General features: G+C 71.8%; 16 protein-coding genes. 11 read left to right on the forward strand and 5 right to left on the reverse strand.

The features are described 5' to 3' along the window. The first annotated feature begins 30 nt into the window (after window positions 1–30). A complete protein-coding gene (locus ACIA6T_RS13285; RefSeq protein WP_399446621.1) occupies window positions 31–744 on the forward strand; it encodes a hypothetical protein in 714 nt (237 codons plus the stop codon). Between the two features lie 257 nt (window positions 745–1,001). Continuing rightward, entirely contained in the window at window positions 1,002–1,844 is an 843-nt protein-coding gene (locus tag ACIA6T_RS13290) for a carbohydrate-binding protein (RefSeq protein WP_399446622.1), read from the forward strand. A 15-nt stretch (window positions 1,845–1,859) separates the two neighbouring features. Here the strand turns inward: ACIA6T_RS13290 and ACIA6T_RS13295 are convergent, their stop codons facing one another. After that, window positions 1,860–2,870, reverse strand: a complete 1,011-nt coding sequence (locus ACIA6T_RS13295) for a LacI family DNA-binding transcriptional regulator (protein WP_399446623.1) — start codon at window positions 2,868–2,870, stop codon at window positions 1,860–1,862. A gap of 320 nt (window positions 2,871–3,190) precedes the next feature. Between ACIA6T_RS13295 and ACIA6T_RS13300 the strand changes: the two genes are divergently transcribed. The 8 genes from ACIA6T_RS13300 (at window position 3,191) to ACIA6T_RS13335 (ending at window position 12,822) form a co-directional block, all read left to right on the forward strand. Beyond that, a complete protein-coding gene (locus tag ACIA6T_RS13300) occupies window positions 3,191–5,140 on the forward strand; it encodes an acyl-CoA dehydrogenase family protein (RefSeq protein WP_399446624.1) in 1,950 nt (649 codons plus the stop codon). A 72-nt stretch (window positions 5,141–5,212) separates the two neighbouring features. Continuing rightward, entirely contained in the window at window positions 5,213–5,434 is a 222-nt protein-coding gene (locus ACIA6T_RS13305) for a hypothetical protein (protein WP_399446625.1), read from the forward strand. 101 nt (window positions 5,435–5,535) lie between these two features. Next, window positions 5,536–6,798: a 1-deoxy-D-xylulose-5-phosphate reductoisomerase gene (dxr, locus tag ACIA6T_RS13310; RefSeq protein ID WP_399446626.1), complete on the forward strand. Its 1,263-nt coding sequence runs from the start codon at window positions 5,536–5,538 to the stop codon at window positions 6,796–6,798. An 8-nt stretch (window positions 6,799–6,806) separates the two neighbouring features. Further along, window positions 6,807–8,099, forward strand: coding sequence for a M50 family metallopeptidase (locus ACIA6T_RS13315; RefSeq protein ID WP_399446662.1), 1,293 nt, complete (start codon window positions 6,807–6,809; stop codon window positions 8,097–8,099). A gap of 184 nt (window positions 8,100–8,283) precedes the next feature. Further along, entirely contained in the window at window positions 8,284–9,441 is a 1,158-nt protein-coding gene (gene ispG / locus ACIA6T_RS13320; RefSeq protein WP_399446627.1) for a flavodoxin-dependent (E)-4-hydroxy-3-methylbut-2-enyl-diphosphate synthase, read from the forward strand. A gap of 159 nt (window positions 9,442–9,600) precedes the next feature. Further along, window positions 9,601–10,449, forward strand: coding sequence for a GNAT family N-acetyltransferase (locus ACIA6T_RS13325; protein ID WP_399446628.1), 849 nt, complete (start codon window positions 9,601–9,603; stop codon window positions 10,447–10,449). 27 nt (window positions 10,450–10,476) lie between these two features. Then, window positions 10,477–11,046, forward strand: a complete 570-nt coding sequence (locus ACIA6T_RS13330; RefSeq protein ID WP_399446629.1) for a GNAT family N-acetyltransferase — start codon at window positions 10,477–10,479, stop codon at window positions 11,044–11,046. A gap of 75 nt (window positions 11,047–11,121) precedes the next feature. After that, a complete protein-coding gene (locus ACIA6T_RS13335) occupies window positions 11,122–12,822 on the forward strand; it encodes a proline--tRNA ligase (protein WP_399446630.1) in 1,701 nt (566 codons plus the stop codon). Window positions 12,823–12,885: 63 nt separating this feature from the next. Here ACIA6T_RS13335 and ACIA6T_RS13340 read toward each other — a convergent pair whose 3' ends face one another. The 4 genes from ACIA6T_RS13340 to ACIA6T_RS13355 all read right to left on the reverse strand — a co-directional run bounded on the left by ACIA6T_RS13340 (window position 12,886) and on the right by ACIA6T_RS13355 (window position 15,733). Next, window positions 12,886–13,392 (reverse strand): carboxymuconolactone decarboxylase family protein, encoded by a 507-nt coding sequence (locus tag ACIA6T_RS13340; protein WP_399446631.1) that lies wholly within the window; start codon window positions 13,390–13,392, stop codon window positions 12,886–12,888. 363 nt (window positions 13,393–13,755) lie between these two features. Next, complete coding sequence (locus ACIA6T_RS13345; protein WP_399446632.1) at window positions 13,756–14,661, reverse strand: aminoglycoside phosphotransferase family protein; 906 nt, start codon at window positions 14,659–14,661, stop codon at window positions 13,756–13,758. A 44-nt stretch (window positions 14,662–14,705) separates the two neighbouring features. Then, complete coding sequence (locus ACIA6T_RS13350) at window positions 14,706–15,185, reverse strand: ferritin-like domain-containing protein (RefSeq protein WP_399446633.1); 480 nt, start codon at window positions 15,183–15,185, stop codon at window positions 14,706–14,708. Next, window positions 15,182–15,733, reverse strand: a complete 552-nt coding sequence (locus ACIA6T_RS13355) for a hypothetical protein (protein ID WP_399446634.1) — start codon at window positions 15,731–15,733, stop codon at window positions 15,182–15,184. The genes ACIA6T_RS13350 and ACIA6T_RS13355 overlap by 4 nt, the downstream gene beginning before the upstream one ends. Window positions 15,734–15,940: 207 nt before the next feature. Between ACIA6T_RS13355 and rimP the strand changes: the two genes are divergently transcribed. Further along, window positions 15,941–16,441: a ribosome maturation factor RimP gene (rimP, locus tag ACIA6T_RS13360; RefSeq protein WP_399446635.1), complete on the forward strand. Its 501-nt coding sequence runs from the start codon at window positions 15,941–15,943 to the stop codon at window positions 16,439–16,441. Window positions 16,442–16,443: the final 2 nt, after the last annotated feature.

A 16,443-nucleotide genomic window follows, 5' to 3' on the forward strand; every position in this document is an offset into this window, starting at 1 on the left:
GCAATTCCCCCCACCCATGGAAGGAAAGCCATGGCACCAAGCACCTTGAGCAGGATCACCAAGGTCCTGCTGGCGCCCGCCCTCGCGCTCGGCGCGACGGTCGGCCTCGCCTCCGCCCCCGCGCACGCCGCCGTCTGGAGCTCCTGCGACCAGTGGGGCAACACCGGCCTCAACGGCTACACGCTGTACAACAACATCTGGGGCTCCGGCGCCGGCGCCCAGTGCGTCTGGGCCAACTCCGGCACCAACTGGGGCGTGTGGGCGAACCACCCCGACACCGGCGGCATCAAGTCCTACCCGAACGCCAAGAAGGTGATCAACAAGTCGATCACCTCCCTCGCCTCGCTCACCAGCAGCTACAACGTCACCGTCCCGTCCTCGGGCGCGTACAACACCTCGTACGACATCTGGGACACGGACTACGACTACGAGATCATGCTCTGGGTCAACCACAACGGGGCCGTCGGCCCACTCGGCTCCTCGCAGGGCACCGTGAGCCTCGGCGGCCACACCTGGAACGTCTACAAGGGGAACAACGGCGCCAACGAGGTCTTCTCGTTCCTGCGCACCTCGGACTCGAACTCCGGCACCGTCGACATCCTCCCGATCCTCAGGTGGATCAAGGACACCAAGGGCTGGATGGGCAACGAGACCATCGGTGACGTGCAGTTCGGCTACGAGATCACCTCGTCCTCCGGCGGGCTGGACTTCCGCACCAACAACCTGACGGTGTCGGGCGGTTAGTCACCGCACCTCCGTGCCGCCCGCACCGGTTGCCCGGTGCGGGCGGCCTCGTGCTTCCCGGTGACGCCCGGCCGCCATAACGCCGTGCAGGGGCCGGGGCGGGAGTTCCGGCGCGGTGACCGGCGCGACTACGTTTCCGGCGAACACAGTGGACCGCGTCCGCGAGACACGGTTCGTCCGCCCCGCGTTCGCGGGCGCGCTCCAGGTCAGGCACGCCCCGTCCTTCCGCCCCCACCGAGGAGACCGAGGAATCCGCCATGACACCATCCGCTCCCGATGAACCCGGTACCGGCGCCGACCGCCGGATCAGCCGCAAGAACCTGCTCAGGGCGGCCGTCGCCGCCGGTGCCGCCGTCCCGTTGCTCGCGACGGGCACGGTGGCGCTCGCCAGGGACGCCGGCACCCGGGGACGGGACCTCGCACCGACACCGTTCTGCGACGACGGCGACGATCCCACGATCCCCCAGACGGAGGGTCCCTACTTCAAGCCGAACTCCCCGCTGCGCGGCGACCTCGTGACACCGGGCACCCCCGGCACCCCGCTCACCGTCAGCGGTCACGTCTTCGGCCGCGGCTGTGTCCCGCTGAGCGGGGTCCTGCTCGACTTCTGGCAGGCCGACCACGCGGGCGCTTACGACAACGTCGGACACACCTTCCGCGGGCACCAGTTCACCGACGCCTCCGGCGCCTTCGGCCTGCGGACGATCGTGCCCGGTCTCTATCCGGGCCGCACCCGGCACATCCACGTCAAGGCGCAGGCACCGGGCGAGCCCGTCCTGACCACCCAGCTGTACTTCCCCGGCGAGCCCCGCAACAGCACGGACACGATCTACGACCCGGCGCTGCTGATGAACGTCCGCGCCGTCGGCGGCGGCAAGGAGGCCACCTTCGACTTCGTGCTCGACGTCGAGGGCGGCCCGACGGACCCGCCGACGGACCCGCCCACCGGCCCGCCGAGCGGAAGCTGGGCTCCCGGCCACCCGTACGCGGCGGGCGACCGGGTCACCCACGGGGGCGCCGGGTACCGCTGTCTGCAGGCCCACACCTCGATGACCGGCTGGGAGCCGCCCGGCGTTCCGGCGCTGTGGCGCCGCGAGTGACAGCGGGCGGGTGGGCTACTGGGCGGGTGCCGGGCCCGAGCTGGCGCGGACGGTCAGTTCGGGCGCGATCAGCACGACCTCGTCGCCGCCCCGCCCGTCGAGCTTGGCGACCAGCTGTTCCACGGCGAGCCGGCCCATCTCCTGCGCGGGGACGGCGACCGACGTCAGCCGCACCGAGGCCTGCACGGCGACCTGCTCCGGGCAGATCGCGACCACCGAGACGTCCTCGGGCACGGCCCGGCCCTGCTGCCGCAGCAGGGCGAGCAGCGGTTCCACCGCCGCCTCGTTCTGCACGACGAAACCCGTGGTGCCGGGGCGTTCGTCGAGGATCCGGGCGAGCGTCACGGCCATCGCGTCGTACCCGCCCTCGCAGGGCCGGTGCAGCAGCCGCAGTCCCAGCTCCCGCGCCCGGCCGCGCAGTCCGTCCAGGGTGCGCTCGGCGAAGCCGGTGTGCCGTTCGTAGACCGCCGGTGCCTCGCCGATGACGGCGATGTCGTGGTGCCCCCGCTTGGCGAGGTGCTCCACGCACAGCGCACCGGTGGCCTTGAAGTCGAGGTCGACGCAGGTCAGGCCGGCGGTGTCGGCGGGGAGACCGATCAGCACCGCCGGCCGGTCGGTCTCCCGCAGCAGCGGGAGGCGCTCGTCGTCGAGTTCGACGTCCATCAGGATCATGCCGTCGGCGAGTCCGCTGCCCGCGACCCGGCGCACCGCGTCCGGGCCCTCCTCACCGGTGAGCAGCAGCACGTCGTACCCGTGGGTGCGGGCCGTGGTGGCCACCGCGATGGCGATCTCCATCATCACCGGCACGTACATGTCCGTACGCAGCGGGATCATCAGCGCGATGATGTTGGACCTGCTGCTGGCCAGGGCGCGGGCCCCGGCGTTCGGGTGGTACCCGAGTTCGCGGATGCTCCGCTCGACCCGCTGCCGGGTGTTCACGGAGATGGACCGCTTGCCGCTGAGGACATAGCTCACCGTGCTCGCGGAGACTCCGGCGTGCTGGGCGACCTCGGCGAGGGTGACCATCCAGTCTCCAAGCTTGTGAAGCGCTTCGACAATGCGCGCGATGTACAGGGGGTGGGTGAGGGTGATCCGACAGTAGCCTCACAGGATGACGGGTGTCCATAGGCTGTCGAAGCGCTTCGACAGCTTTCTCCGGAACCGGGTCGGACTGGAGGGGGTGCCAGAGGAATTGTCCCTCAGTTCCGTCCGCCCTCCGAGAGCGGGCGTGTCGGCCGTACGGCCGCACGAAGGGTGGCGGGGCGGCTACGGATCGGGTACATACGATCGGGTAGCACCAGTCGGTAATGCAATGACACCGTCCCTTTCGCGGCGAGGTGAGCCTCATGTCCGCAACACCCGAGTCACCCCCGTCCCCGTCCCGGCCCACCGTCACCGAACGTGAGGCCCGCCAGGTGGCGGAGGCCGCCAGGGAACAGGACTGGCGCAAGCCCAGCTTCGCCAAGGAACTGTTCCTCGGCCGCTTCCGGCTCGACCTGATCCACCCCCACCCCCTGCCCGCCGACGAGCACGTCCAGCGCGGCGAGGAGTTCCTCGCCAAGCTCCGCGACTTCTGCGAGACGAAGATCGACGGCGCCCGGATCGAGCGCGACGCCCTGATCCCCGACGACGTGATCACCGGGCTCAAGGAGCTCGGCGCCTTCGGCATGAAGATCGACACCAAGTACGGCGGCCTCGGCCTCACCCAGGTCTACTACAACAAGGCCCTCGCCCTGGTCGGCTCCGCCAACCCGGCGGTCGGCGCGCTGCTCTCCGCGCACCAGTCGATCGGAGTACCGCAGCCGCTGAAGATCTTCGGCACGCGGGAGCAGAAGGAGACGTTCCTGCCGCGCTGCGCCCGCACCGACATCTCGGCCTTCCTGCTCACCGAGCCCGACGTCGGCTCGGACCCGGCACGGCTGGCCACCACCGCCGTCCCCGAGGGCGACGAGTACGTCCTCGACGGAGTGAAGCTGTGGACCACCAACGGCGTGGTCGCCGACCTCCTCGTGGTCATGGCGCGGGTACCGAAGTCCGAGGGCCACCGGGGCGGCATCACCGCGTTCGTGGTCGAGGCGGCCTCCGAGGGCGTCACCGTGGAGAACCGCAACGCCTTCATGGGCCTGCGCGGACTGGAGAACGGCGTCACCCGCTTCCACCGGGTCCGCGTCCCCGCCGCCCACCGCATCGGTGAGGAGGGTCAGGGCCTGAAGATCGCCCTGACCACGCTCAACACCGGCCGGCTGTCCCTGCCCGCGATGTGCGTCGGCTCCGGGAAGTGGTGCCTGAAGATCGCCCGCGAGTGGTCGGCGGCCCGGGAGCAGTGGGGCAAGCCGGTGGCGCTGCACGAGGCCGTCGGCTCCAAGATCGCGTTCATCGCGGCGACCACCTTCGCCCTGGAGGCCGTGGTCGACCTCTCCTCGCAGATGGCCGACGAGGACCGCAACGACATCCGCATCGAGGCCGCCCTCGCCAAGCTGTACGGCTCGGAGATGGCCTGGCTGATGGCCGACGAACTGGTCCAGATCCGCGGCGGACGCGGCTTCGAGACCGCCGAGTCCCTGCGGGCGCGCGGCGAGCGGGCGGTCCCGGCCGAGCAGATGCTGCGCGACCTGCGCATCAACCGCATCTTCGAGGGCTCCACGGAGATCATGCACCTGCTGATCGCCCGCGAGGCCGTCGACGCCCACCTCTCGGTCGCCGGCGACCTGATCGATCCCGAGAAGTCCCTCGGCGACAAGGCGAAGGCGGGCGCGGGCGCGGGCGTCTTCTACGCCAAGTGGCTGCCGAAACTCGTCGCGGGCCCCGGACAGCTCCCCGGCTCCTACGGCGGGTTCAAGCACGGCGTCGACCTGTCCGGGCACCTGCGCTACGTCGAGCGGACCTCCCGCAAGCTGGCCCGCTCCACCTTCTACGCCATGTCCCGCTGGCAGGGGAGGATGGAGACCAAGCAGGGCTTCCTGGGCCGGATCGTCGACATCGGCGCCGAACTGTTCGCCATGAGCGCCGCCTGCGTCCGCGCGGAACTCCTGCGCGGCCGCGGCGAGAACGGCCGCGAGGCCTACCAGCTCGCCGACGCCTTCTGCCGCCAGGCCCGCGTCCGTGTCGAGGAACTCTTCGACCGCCTGTGGACCAACACCGACGACGTCGACCGCAAGGTCGTCAAGGGCGTTCTCTCCGGCACGTACGAGTGGCTGGAACAGGGCATCATCGACCCCTCGGACGACGGCCCCTGGATCGCGGACGCCTCCCCGGGCCCCTCCGAGCGGGAGAACGCGCACCGGCCGATCCGCTGACACGGGAGCGGCCCACGGTTCCTCTCGTCCGCGGTCCGCACGACACCCTGGAGGTATCCACCGGGCAGGACGGTGCCCACGCGATCCGACCCCCCGCCCGGCCAGGTGGCCGGCCGTATCCGCGTGGTGCGGGAGTCCCGGGAACCCAGCCGGGAGGAACCGGGCGGGGTGACCGGGCACAGTGCCCGGAGGACCGAGCGGATCGAGCGCGGAGACCCGGACGCGAATCCCGACGACCCGCTGCTCACCGCACACGCCCTCGACGTCCTGCCCGCGGATCCGGTGGCCGACTGAGCGGCGGCTCGCCCGCAGGCCGGACAACAGGGCGTCACCCGATCCGCCGACCCTCCGGGGCGGGGCCCCGGCCGTGCGCGCGACCCGACACAATGGGGTCCATGACCGACGCTCCAGCCCCCCTCGCCGACCCGCACCTCGTCTACGACCCCGTGGCGGGAGACGGACCGAAGGACGTGGTGATCCTCGGCTCCACCGGGTCGATCGGCACCCAGGCCATCGACCTCGTGCTGCGCAACCCCGACCGCTTCCGGGTCACCGGCCTGTCCGCCAACGGCGGCCGGGTCGCCCTCCTCGCCGAGCAGGCCCACCGGCTTCGGGTGCGTACCGTCGGCGTCGCCCGCGAGGACGTCGTACCGGCGCTGCGCGAGGCGCTGTCCGAGCGGTACGGGGCGGGGGAGCCGCTGCCCGAGATCCTGGCCGGGAAGGACGCGGCCACTCGGCTCGCCGCCTCCGACTGCCACACCGTCCTCAACGGCATCACCGGCTCCATCGGTCTCGCCCCGACCCTCGCCGCCCTGGAGGCGGGCCGCACCCTCGCGCTCGCCAACAAGGAGTCGCTCATCGTCGGCGGCCCGCTGGTCAAGGCCCTCGCCAAGCCCGGTCAGATCATCCCGGTCGACTCCGAGCACGCCGCCCTCTTCCAGGCGCTGGCCGCCGGCACCCGCGCGGACGTCCGCAGGCTCGTCGTCACCGCCTCCGGCGGCCCCTTCCGCGGCCGCACCAGGGAGCAGCTGGCCGACGTCACCGTCGAGGACGCCCTCGCGCACCCCACCTGGGCCATGGGCCCGGTCATCACGATCAACTCCGCGACCCTCGTCAACAAGGGCCTGGAGGTCATCGAGGCGCACCTGCTGTACGACATTCCCTTCGACCGCATTGAGGTCGTCGTGCACCCGCAGTCGTATGTCCACTCGATGGTTGAGTTCACGGACGGATCGACACTGGCCCAGGCGACGCCCCCCGACATGGGCGGGCCGATCGCCATCGGCCTCGGCTGGCCCGAACGGGTCCCCGACGCCGCCCCGGTCTTCGACTGGAGCAAGGCGTCCACCTGGGAGTTCTTCCCCCTCGACAACGAGGCGTTCCCCTCGGTGAACCTCGCCCGGCACGTCGGCGAGCTCGCGGGAACCGCCCCGGCGGTGTTCAATGCCGCGAACGAGGAGTGCGTGGAGGCGTTCCGCGCCGGCACGCTGCCCTTCAACGGGATCATGGAGACCGTCACCCGGGTCGTCGAGGAACACGGCACCCCCACGACGGGAACTTCACTGACCGTGTCGGACGTCCTCGAAGCGGAGACCTGGGCACGGACGAGGGCCCGGGAACTGACCGACCGGACGGCGAGCGCGGAGGCGCGTGCATGACGACCCTGATGTTCATCCTCGGCATAGTCGTCTTCGCGGCCGGCCTGCTGTTCTCGATCGCGTGGCACGAGCTGGGCCATCTGTCCACGGCCAAGATGTTCGGCATCCGCGTGCCCCAGTACATGGTCGGCTTCGGCCCCACCGTCTGGTCGCGCAACAAGGGCGAGACCGAGTACGGCGTCAAGGCGATCCCGTTCGGCGGCTACATCCGCATGATCGGCATGTTCCCGCCCGGCCCCGACGGCAGACTGGAGGCCCGCTCCACCTCACCGTGGCGCGGCATGATCGAGGACGCCCGCTCCGCCGCCTTCGAGGAGCTCGGGCCCGGCGACGACAAGCGCCTGTTCTACACGCGCAAACCGTGGAAACGGGTCATCGTGATGTTCGCGGGCCCGTTCATGAACCTGGTCCTCGCGGTGGCGCTGTTCCTCACCGTGCTGATGGGCTTCGGCATCCAGCAGCAGACCACCACCGTCAGCTCGGTCTCGCAGTGCGTGATCTCGCAGACCGAGAACCGGGACGACTGCAAGAAGTCCGACCCCCAGTCCCCGGCCGCCGCCGCCGGGATGAAGGCCGACGACAGGATCGTCGCCTTCGCCGGGGTCAGGACCGACGACTGGGGCACCCTCTCCGACCTCATCCGCGACAGCGCCGGCAAGAGCGTGCCGATCGTCGTCGAACGCGACGGCCGGGAGGTCACCCTCCAGGCGAAGATCGCGACCAACATGGTCGCCAAGAAGGACGACAACGGCGCCTACGTCGAGGGCGAGTACGTCAAGGCCGGCTTCCTCGGCTTCAGCGCGGCCACCGGAGTCGTCAAACAGGACTTCGGCGACTCCGTGACCTGGATGACCGACCGGGTCGGCGACGCCGTCGACTCCCTCGCCGCCCTGCCGTCCAAGATCCCCGCCCTGTGGGACGCGGCCTTCGGCGACGGCCCCCGCGAACCCGACTCCCCGATGGGCGTCGTCGGCGCGGCCCGGGTCGGCGGCGAGATCGCCACCCTCGACATCCCCGCCTCGCAGCAGCTCGCCATGTTCGTGATGCTGCTCGCCGGCTTCAACCTCTCCCTGTTCCTGTTCAACATGCTCCCGCTGCTCCCGCTCGACGGCGGGCACATCGCGGGTGCCCTGTGGGAGTCGCTGCGCCGCAACCTCGCCAAGGTGCTGCGCCGCCCCGACCCCGGCCCGTTCGACGTGGCGAAACTGATGCCGGTGGCCTATGTGGTGGCAGGGGTCTTCGTCTGCTTCACCCTCCTCGTCCTGATCGCGGACGTGGTGAATCCGGTACGGATCTCATAGCCCCCCGGAGGCGACACCCGCCGTTCACGACGGCCTGGGACCCTTTGGTTCCGGGCCGTCGCCCTTTGAGCGGGTTTAGGGGCGGGATGTGCTCGGGCGTCGGCCATTGCCGTAATCTCGGAGCCCGGAGCCCGCTGCTCACGGGGAGCCGGACCTAGATCCACGACTTGGGGTTGCACAGCAGATGACTGCGATTTCTCTCGGCATGCCGTCCGTTCCGACCAAGCTCGCCGAGCGCCGGAAGAGCCGGCAGATCCAGGTCGGATCCGTGGCGGTGGGCGGGGACGCCCCCGTGTCCGTGCAGTCGATGACGACCACGCGCACGTCCGACATCGGCGCCACCCTCCAGCAGATCGCCGAGCTCACCGCCTCCGGCTGCCAGATCGTCAGGGTGGCCTGTCCCACGCAGGACGACGCCGACGCGCTGCCCGTGATCGCGAAGAAGTCGCAGATCCCGGTGATCGCCGACATCCACTTCCAGCCCAAGTACGTCTTCGCCGCGATCGAGGCCGGCTGCGCGGCGGTCCGGGTGAACCCCGGCAACATCAAGCAGTTCGACGACAAGGTCAAGGAGATCGCCAAGGCGGCCAAGGATCACGGCACCCCGATCCGCATCGGCGTCAACGCCGGCTCGCTGGACCGGCGCCTGCTCCAGAAGTACGGCAAGGCGACCCCCGAGGCGCTGGCCGAGTCCGCCCTGTGGGAGGCGTCCCTCTTCGAGGAGCACGACTTCCGCGACATCAAGATCTCCGTCAAGCACAACGACCCGGTCGTCATGGTCGAGGCCTACCGCCAGCTCGCCGCCCAGTGCGACTACCCCCTCCACCTCGGCGTCACCGAGGCCGGGCCCGCCTTCCAGGGCACCATCAAGTCGGCCGTCGCCTTCGGCGCGCTGCTCTCCCAGGGCATCGGCGACACCATCCGCGTCTCCCTGTCGGCCCCGCCGGTCGAGGAGATCAAGGTCGGCATCCAGATCCTGGAGTCGCTGAACCTGCGCCGGCGCGGACTGGAGATCGTCTCCTGCCCGTCCTGCGGACGCGCCCAGGTCGACGTCTACAAGCTCGCCGAGGAGGTCACGGCCGGGCTGGAGGGCATGGAGGTGCCGCTGCGCGTCGCCGTCATGGGCTGCGTCGTCAACGGCCCCGGCGAGGCCCGCGAGGCCGACCTCGGCGTCGCCTCCGGCAACGGCAAGGGGCAGATCTTCGTGAAGGGCGAGGTCATCAAGACCGTCCCCGAGTCGAAGATCGTGGAGACGCTGATCGAGGAGGCGATGAAGATCGCCGAGCAGATGGAGAAGGACGGCGTGACGTCGGGCGAACCGCAGATCTCGGTGGCGGGCTGACGGGTCCTCACATGTGCCGGGCGGCGCGATCCGGCCCGTCCGGCACATGAGGACGAGGCGTTCTCCGGGCCGAAGCGGGGCTCTGGGGGGCGGCGGTCCCCAGCTCGCGAAGGTACAGTGCGGAGAAATCAGCAGACCCCAGTGTGTGAGGCCCCGCACGTGTTGACGCAGACCACATCCCGGGTCCTCGAACCGAGTGACCTGGACGCCGCACTCGCCGTACTCGACCGCGAGCCGGTCGCGAACGCCTTCGTGACGGCCCGCGTCCGGATCGCGGGCCTGGACCCGTGGCGGCTCGGCGGCGAGATGTGGGGCTGGTACGAGGGGGGCGTCCTGACGTCCCTGTGCTACGCCGGCGCCAATCTGGTGCCCATCTGCGCCACCCCCCGGGCCGTCCGCGCCTTCGCCGACCGTGCCCGCCGGGCCGGCCGCCGCTGCTCCTCGATCGTCGGCCCGGCCGAGCCCACCGCCGCGCTCTGGCGGCTGCTCGAACCCCAATGGGGCCCGGCCCGCGAGGTCCGCGCCCACCAGCCCCTCATGGTCACCGACCGCCCGTCCGAGCACATAGCCCCCGACCCCTACGTCCGCCGCGTCCGCAAGGACGAGCTGGAGACGGTCATGCCGGCGTGCGTGGCGATGTTCACCGAGGAGGTCGGCGTCTCCCCGCTGGCCGGTGACGGCGGCCTGCTCTACCAGGCCCGGGTCGCCGAACTCGTCGGCGCCGGCCGCGCCTTCGCCCGCTTCGGCATCGACGGCAAGGTCGTCTTCAAGGCCGAGATCGGCGCCGTGACCGACCGCGCCTGTCAGATACAGGGCGTCTGGGTGGCCCCCGAGCACCGGGGCAGGGGCGTCGCCGCACCCGGCATGGCGGCCGTCCTGCGCTACGCCCTGACGGAGATAGCGCCCGTGGCGAGCCTCTACGTCAACGACTTCAACACCCCCGCCCGCAGGACGTACGAGAGGGTGGGCTTCCAGGAGGTCGGTGCCTTCATGAGCGTGCTGTTCTGACGGGGCACGCCCTGTAGTCTCCCCGGCATGGTGCGCTTTCCCGGTCACGGCAGCCCCCGCCCCGACGACATCGTGATCGGCCCCCTCGACCTCCCCGGCCACGTCGACGAGGCGCTGGCGGTGCAGGCGGTGGCGTTCGGGCTCGGCCCCGACGAGGTGGCCGTACGCCGGCAGATCGTGCTGCGGCACATGACCCTCCCGGGCGCCCGGGCCTTCGGGGCCACCGTCAAGGGCCGCCTGGCCGGCTTCGTCTACGGCATGCCCAACGACCGCGCCCACTGGTGGTCCACCGTCGTCGAGCCCTATCTGCGGGCCCGCGGCCATGACGACTGGCTCGACGACTCCTTCGTCATCACCGAGCTGCACGTCCACCCCCGGCACCAGAAGCACGGCATCGGCCGCGCCCTGATCACCACGATCACCGACGGCGCCGAGCAGCCCCGCTCGATCCTCTCCGCGATCGACATCGAGAGCCCCGCCCGCCGTCTGTACCGCTCGCTCGGCTACCAGGACCTCGCCCGCCAGGTCCTCTTCCCCAGCGCCCCCAAGCCGTACGCCGTCATGGGCGCCCCGCTGCCCCTCCTCCGCCGAGAGTGACAATGGATTTCCGCCGTCCCGTCCCGCCCGGCTAACCTCCTGTCATCACCCAGACGCAGCAGGAGTACGGAAACCATGGCGAACGCACCGGTCCAGCGCATGTCCCAGTTGATGGCGAAGACGCTGCGCGACGACCCGGCGGACGCCGAGGTCCTCAGCCACAAGCTTCTCGTCCGGGCCGGCTATGTGCGCCGCACCGCCGCCGGCATCTGGACCTGGCTGCCCCTCGGCAAGAAGGTCCTCGCCAACGTCGAGCGGATCGTCCGCGAGGAGATGGACGCCATCGGCGCCCAGGAGGTGCTGCTCCCCGCGCTGCTGCCGCGTGAGCCCTACGAGGCGACCGGCCGCTGGGACGAGTACGGCCCCGAGCTGTTCCGCCTCCAGGACCGCAAGGGCGGCGACTACCTCCTCGGCCCCACCCACGAGGAGATCTTCACGCTGATGGTGAAGGACCAGGCGTCCTCCTACAAGGACCTGCCGGTGATCCTCTACCAGATCCAGTCCAAGTTCCGCGACGAGGCCCGCCCCCGCGCCGGCATCCTGCGCGGCCGCGAGTTCCTGATGAAGGACTCCTACTCCTTCGACCTGGAGGACGAGGGCCTGGCCAAGTCGTACGCCCTGCACCGCCAGGCGTACCAGAAGGTCTACGAACGCCTGGGCCTGGACTACCGCATCTGCGCGGCCACCGCCGGCGCCATGGGCGGCTCCAAGTCCGAGGAGTTCCTCGCCCCCGCCGAGGCCGGCGAGGACACCTTCGCGGACTGCCCGAACTGCGACTTCGCCGCCAACACCGAGGCGATCGCCTACGAGCTGAAGCCGGTCGACGCCGCCGGTGTCCCGGCCGCCGAGGACATCCCCACGCCCGACACCCCGACCATCGAGACCCTCGCCGCCTCGCTCGGCGTCGAGGCCTCGGCCACGCTGAAGAACCTGCTGGTCAAGGTCGACGGCGAGATCGTCGCCGTGGGCGTCCCCGGTGACCGCGAGGTCGACATGGACAAGGTCGAGGCGCACTTCGCCCCGGCCACGGTGGAGATGGTCACCGAGACCGACTTCGTCGCCCGCCCCGACCTGGTGCGCGGCTACGTCGGTCCGCAGGGCCTGGACAAGGTGACGTACATCGCCGACCCGCGCGTCGCGCCCGGCACCGCCTGGATCACGGGCGCCAACAAGGCCGACACGCACGCGAAGAACGTGGTCGCGGGCCGTGACTTCGAGGTCGACGCGTACGTGGACGTCGTGGTGGTGCAGGAGGGCGACCCCTGCCCCAAGTGCGGCACGGGCCTGCGGCTGGACCGCGCCATCGAGATCGGCCACATCTTCCAGCTGGGCCGCAAGTACGCCGACGCCCTCAAGCTCGACGTCCTCGGCCAGAACGGCAAGCCGGTCCGCGTCACCATGGGCTCCTACGGCATCGGCGTCTCCCGCGCGGTGGCCGCCCTCGCCGAGCAGACCGCCGACGACAAGGGCCTGTGCTGGCCCGCCGAGGTCGCCCCGGCCGACGTCCACGTGGTCGCCGCCGGCAAGGCCCTCCAGACCGAGCTGGCCCTCGACGTCTCCGAGAGGCTGTCCGCCGCGGGCGTCCGCGTCCTGGTCGACGACCGTCCCGGCGTCTCCCCGGGCGTGAAGTTCACCGACTCGGAGCTGATCGGCGTCCCGCGGATCCTGGTCGCGGGCCGCCGCGCCGCCGAGGGCGTCGTCGAGCTCAAGGACCGCCGCACCGGCGAACGCGAGGAACTCACGGTCGACGAGGCGGTGGCCCGCCTCACGGCGTAACGGCGTCACGGGGCCCGTGCCGGTCGTCCACCGGCACGGGCCCCGGGGCTCACCCGGCCCGTCTCACTTCCACGGGTCGGTGAACGACCGGCCGGGCACCGGCTTGGCGACGAGCGCGACGGCGGTGAAGAAGTTGACCTGGCCGATCGCGAACACCAGGGTGGCGAGCGCCTTCGGCTCGTAGTGCCCGGCCACCTCGGCGTACAGCGCGTCGGAGACCCGCTCGCCGTCCGCGGACGGCTGGAGCACGGCCTCCACGAGGGCCAGCGCGGCGCGCTCGGCGCCGGTGAAGTACGGCGAGTCCCACCAGGACGCCACCGAGGCGATCCGCTCCTCCGACTGCCCGGCCCTGCGCAGGAAGCCCGTGTGCAGGACGGTCAGGTAGGTGCTGCCGGCGATCTGGCCGGCGCGCAGCTGGACCAGGCTGATCGTGGAGCGCGGCACCGACCCGTTGCCGGTGACCTTGAACAGCGCCGCCGACACCTCCGCCAGCTCGGGAACGAGCTCCGCGGGGTCCTCGGCCATCCGCGGAACCATCGGGATCTCCGCCGTGATCGAACGCGTTTCCATTTCCGTCTCCTTCGGACTGCCTCACCTGCTGACACCGACCTGACGGACCGCGGCGGAAAAGTGTGACGGAGCCTCCGGCCCGGGAACCGGCCCAGGGGGTGCCGTCCGGGTCGGGCCGGCTCCAGCGAGCGGTGGCCTGCCGCCGAGCCGGGCGGGGTCCGGCGGTGGGGGCACCTCCCACGCCCTTCAGGCAGTGGGGGAGCATCGCAAGGCGGAGGAGGGCGCCAGGGCGGAGCCCCGGCAACCGACGACAACGCGGCGGTGGGGGGCCCTCCCGCGCGTGGTGGTCTCCCGCTCGAGCGGAGCCGAGCGGGAGGAGCGGTGTCGGGGTCCGCGACCTCGACGAGGTCCGAACGGCACCCCTCAGAGCCAGCTCGCGAACTCCAGGAGCAGTTCCGCGTCCTGTTCGCGGCCCACACGGCGGGCCCGTACGCCCGATTCCACCGCGCGGAACAGGGTCCAGCCGCTCAGGCGTTCGCGGTCGACCTCCAGGGACTCCGCGAGCCGCTTCACCCGCCGCCGGGTCGTCGTCGCCCCCGACGCCTGCGCGATGAGGTCCTCCACGCGGTCGCGGACCAGCCGGGCCAGGTCGAACGCGTGCTCGCCGACCACCGGGTCCGGCCCCACCGCCAGCCACGGCGTCCGCTCCCCGGACAGCACCTTGCTCTGCCGGAACGTCCCGTGCAGCAGCCGGTGCTCGGGCGGCGCCGCCAGCAGCTCCTCGCGGGCCGCCAGCGCCGCCTCCACCAGCGGAGCCACCTCCGGGTCGGCCGCCGCGCTCGCCCGCATCGCCCGAGCCTGCCGCTCCGTGCGCTCGGCCACCGTCTCGAAGCCGTGCCCCTCCGGCGGGTCCACCCAGAGCCGGCGCAGCGTCCCCGCCGCCTCCAGCAACGCCTTCGCCTCCGGCAACGACCGCACCGACACGTCCGGATGCAGCCGCTCCAGCAGCAGCACCCCCTCGGTCGCGCCCGGGGCCGGCTCCAGCAGCCGGACCGCCCCCAGACCGCCCCAGTGGGCCAGCGCGGCCCGCTCGCTCTCCGGGCGGGCCCGGCGCGGCGCCAGCTTCAGCACGGCGGGCGTCCCGTCGGCCGTCCGCACCAGCACGACCAGACTGCTGCGCCCGCCCGGCACCTGCACCCGCTCCACGGTCAACTCACGCTGTGCGACGGCCTCGCGCGCCGCCTCCGGCAGCCTCTCCAGCCAGTCGTCGCCCTCGGGCGCCGTCTCACCGAGCGCCCTCACCAGACGCTTCGGCGGTTCGAAAACCATGCGCGAGTCGTTCCCTTCCTGCTGTACGCGGTGCCCGCCGCCCGTCACGCCGTCGGCGCCGGGGTCCCCGAAGCCGTACCGTCCCGCTCGGCGAGCCCAGGGAAGGCTACGCTCTCGCCGTTCCAGCGCACCGACCGCACCGCCGCCTCCCGCATCGCCTCGGCGGCCCCCCGCCGCCGCTCGCCGCCGCTCGCGCGCACCAGATCGGCGTACACCCCGGCCACCCTGTCCTCCAGCTCCGCCGCCAGCCGGACCGCCGCCGCCGCGTCCGGCACCGGGAACGGCAGCGCGTACCCCGCGGCGGCGGCGACGGGCGCGCCCCCCGCGTCCTTCACCGTGCGCACCAGCGCGTCCCTGCGCGCCCGGTGCGCGTCGTACGCCGTCCGTGCCTCGGTGCGCCGGTCCTTGCCGATCCGTCCGCCGACGACCCCGTAGCCGTACACCGCAGCGTGCTCCGCCGCCAGCGCGGCCTGGAGAGCCCGCAGTTCCCGGTCCTTCGCCTCGCGCGACTCGCTCACCCTCATGCCTCCGTCAGCAGATACACATGCGCCGCGCCGGCCGCCGCGACCGAGGCCAGCAGCCGGGCCAGCTCGCCCGGCGCGTCGAGCAGCGCCTTCGCGCGCCGGTCGGCGAGCTCCCGCTCGGCGGCGGCGAGTCCGGCGAGGGCGTCCTTCTCCTTCGCGGGCACGGCGGGCACGGCGGGCACGGCGGCCGACGCGGAGGCCGAGGGCGAGCCCGTCCCGGACGACGGCGACGACGGTGACGGCGAGGGCTCCGCCGTCTCCCCGAACGCCTCCGCGTGCCGTACGACCTCCGCGCGCAGCGGACGCAGCCGACCGGCCAGCTTCGGATGCGCGGCCACGACCGCGTCGTACCGCTCGGCCAGCTCCCTGCTGTCCCGGGCCGCACGCGCGCGTGCCCGGTCGGCGGCCGAGGGACGGCTGCCGCCGGAGGCACCGGGGTCCTCGGACCCGGCGGAGCAGCCCGCCACCAGCAGGGCCGCCGGGGCGACGGCGAGCAGACTCCTTCTGCGCGGCCCCGAACGGGCGCGCGGAGACAGGGGGAACGACACGGCAGACGTCCTCGGAAGCTCGTACGAACGTGGCGACGGAAAAGGGCGGGCCGGGGCCCGTGATCACCGTACCCGTGCGCCCGCGCGGGAGCGCCCAGCGGCACCCTCCGTGACCGGGTGGACAGCAACACCCTCCGCGACCGGATACCCTTTGACCAGACACGCGCACCGTCCCACAACAGCACACGCGGCCGAGGAGTCACCCGGATGAGCACCACCCAGAGCGAGAGGCTTCGAGAACTTCTGGAACCGCTCGTCAGCTCCCAGGGCCTGGATCTCGAAGAGATCGCCGTGGACGCGGTCGGCCGCAAGCGTGTGCTGCGCGTCGTCGTCGACTCCGACACCGGAGCGGACCTCGACCGGATCGCCGATGTGAGCCGCGCGCTCTCGGCGAAGCTCGACGAGACGGACGCGATGGGCAGCGCGGAGTACACCCTCGAGGTCGGCACCCCGGGCGCGGAGCGCCTCCTCACCGAGCACCGGCACTACGCGCGCGCCACCGGCCGCCTGGTCCGGTTCCAGCTCGCCGAGGGCGGCGAACTGGTCGCCAGGATCATCGAGGCCGACGACGAGGGTCTCGACCTCGAGGTGCCCGGAGTGAAGGGCCGCAAGGCCACCGCACGCAGACTCGCCTTCGACGACATCACCAGGGCGCGCGTCCAGGTCGAGTTCAACCGCAAGGACAACGAGAAGGAAGAGGAGGCGTAATC

It is taken from the genome of Streptomyces sp. NPDC051740, from assembly GCF_044453165.1.
GTDB classification, from domain to species: domain Bacteria; phylum Actinomycetota; class Actinomycetes; order Streptomycetales; family Streptomycetaceae; genus Streptomyces; species Streptomyces atrovirens.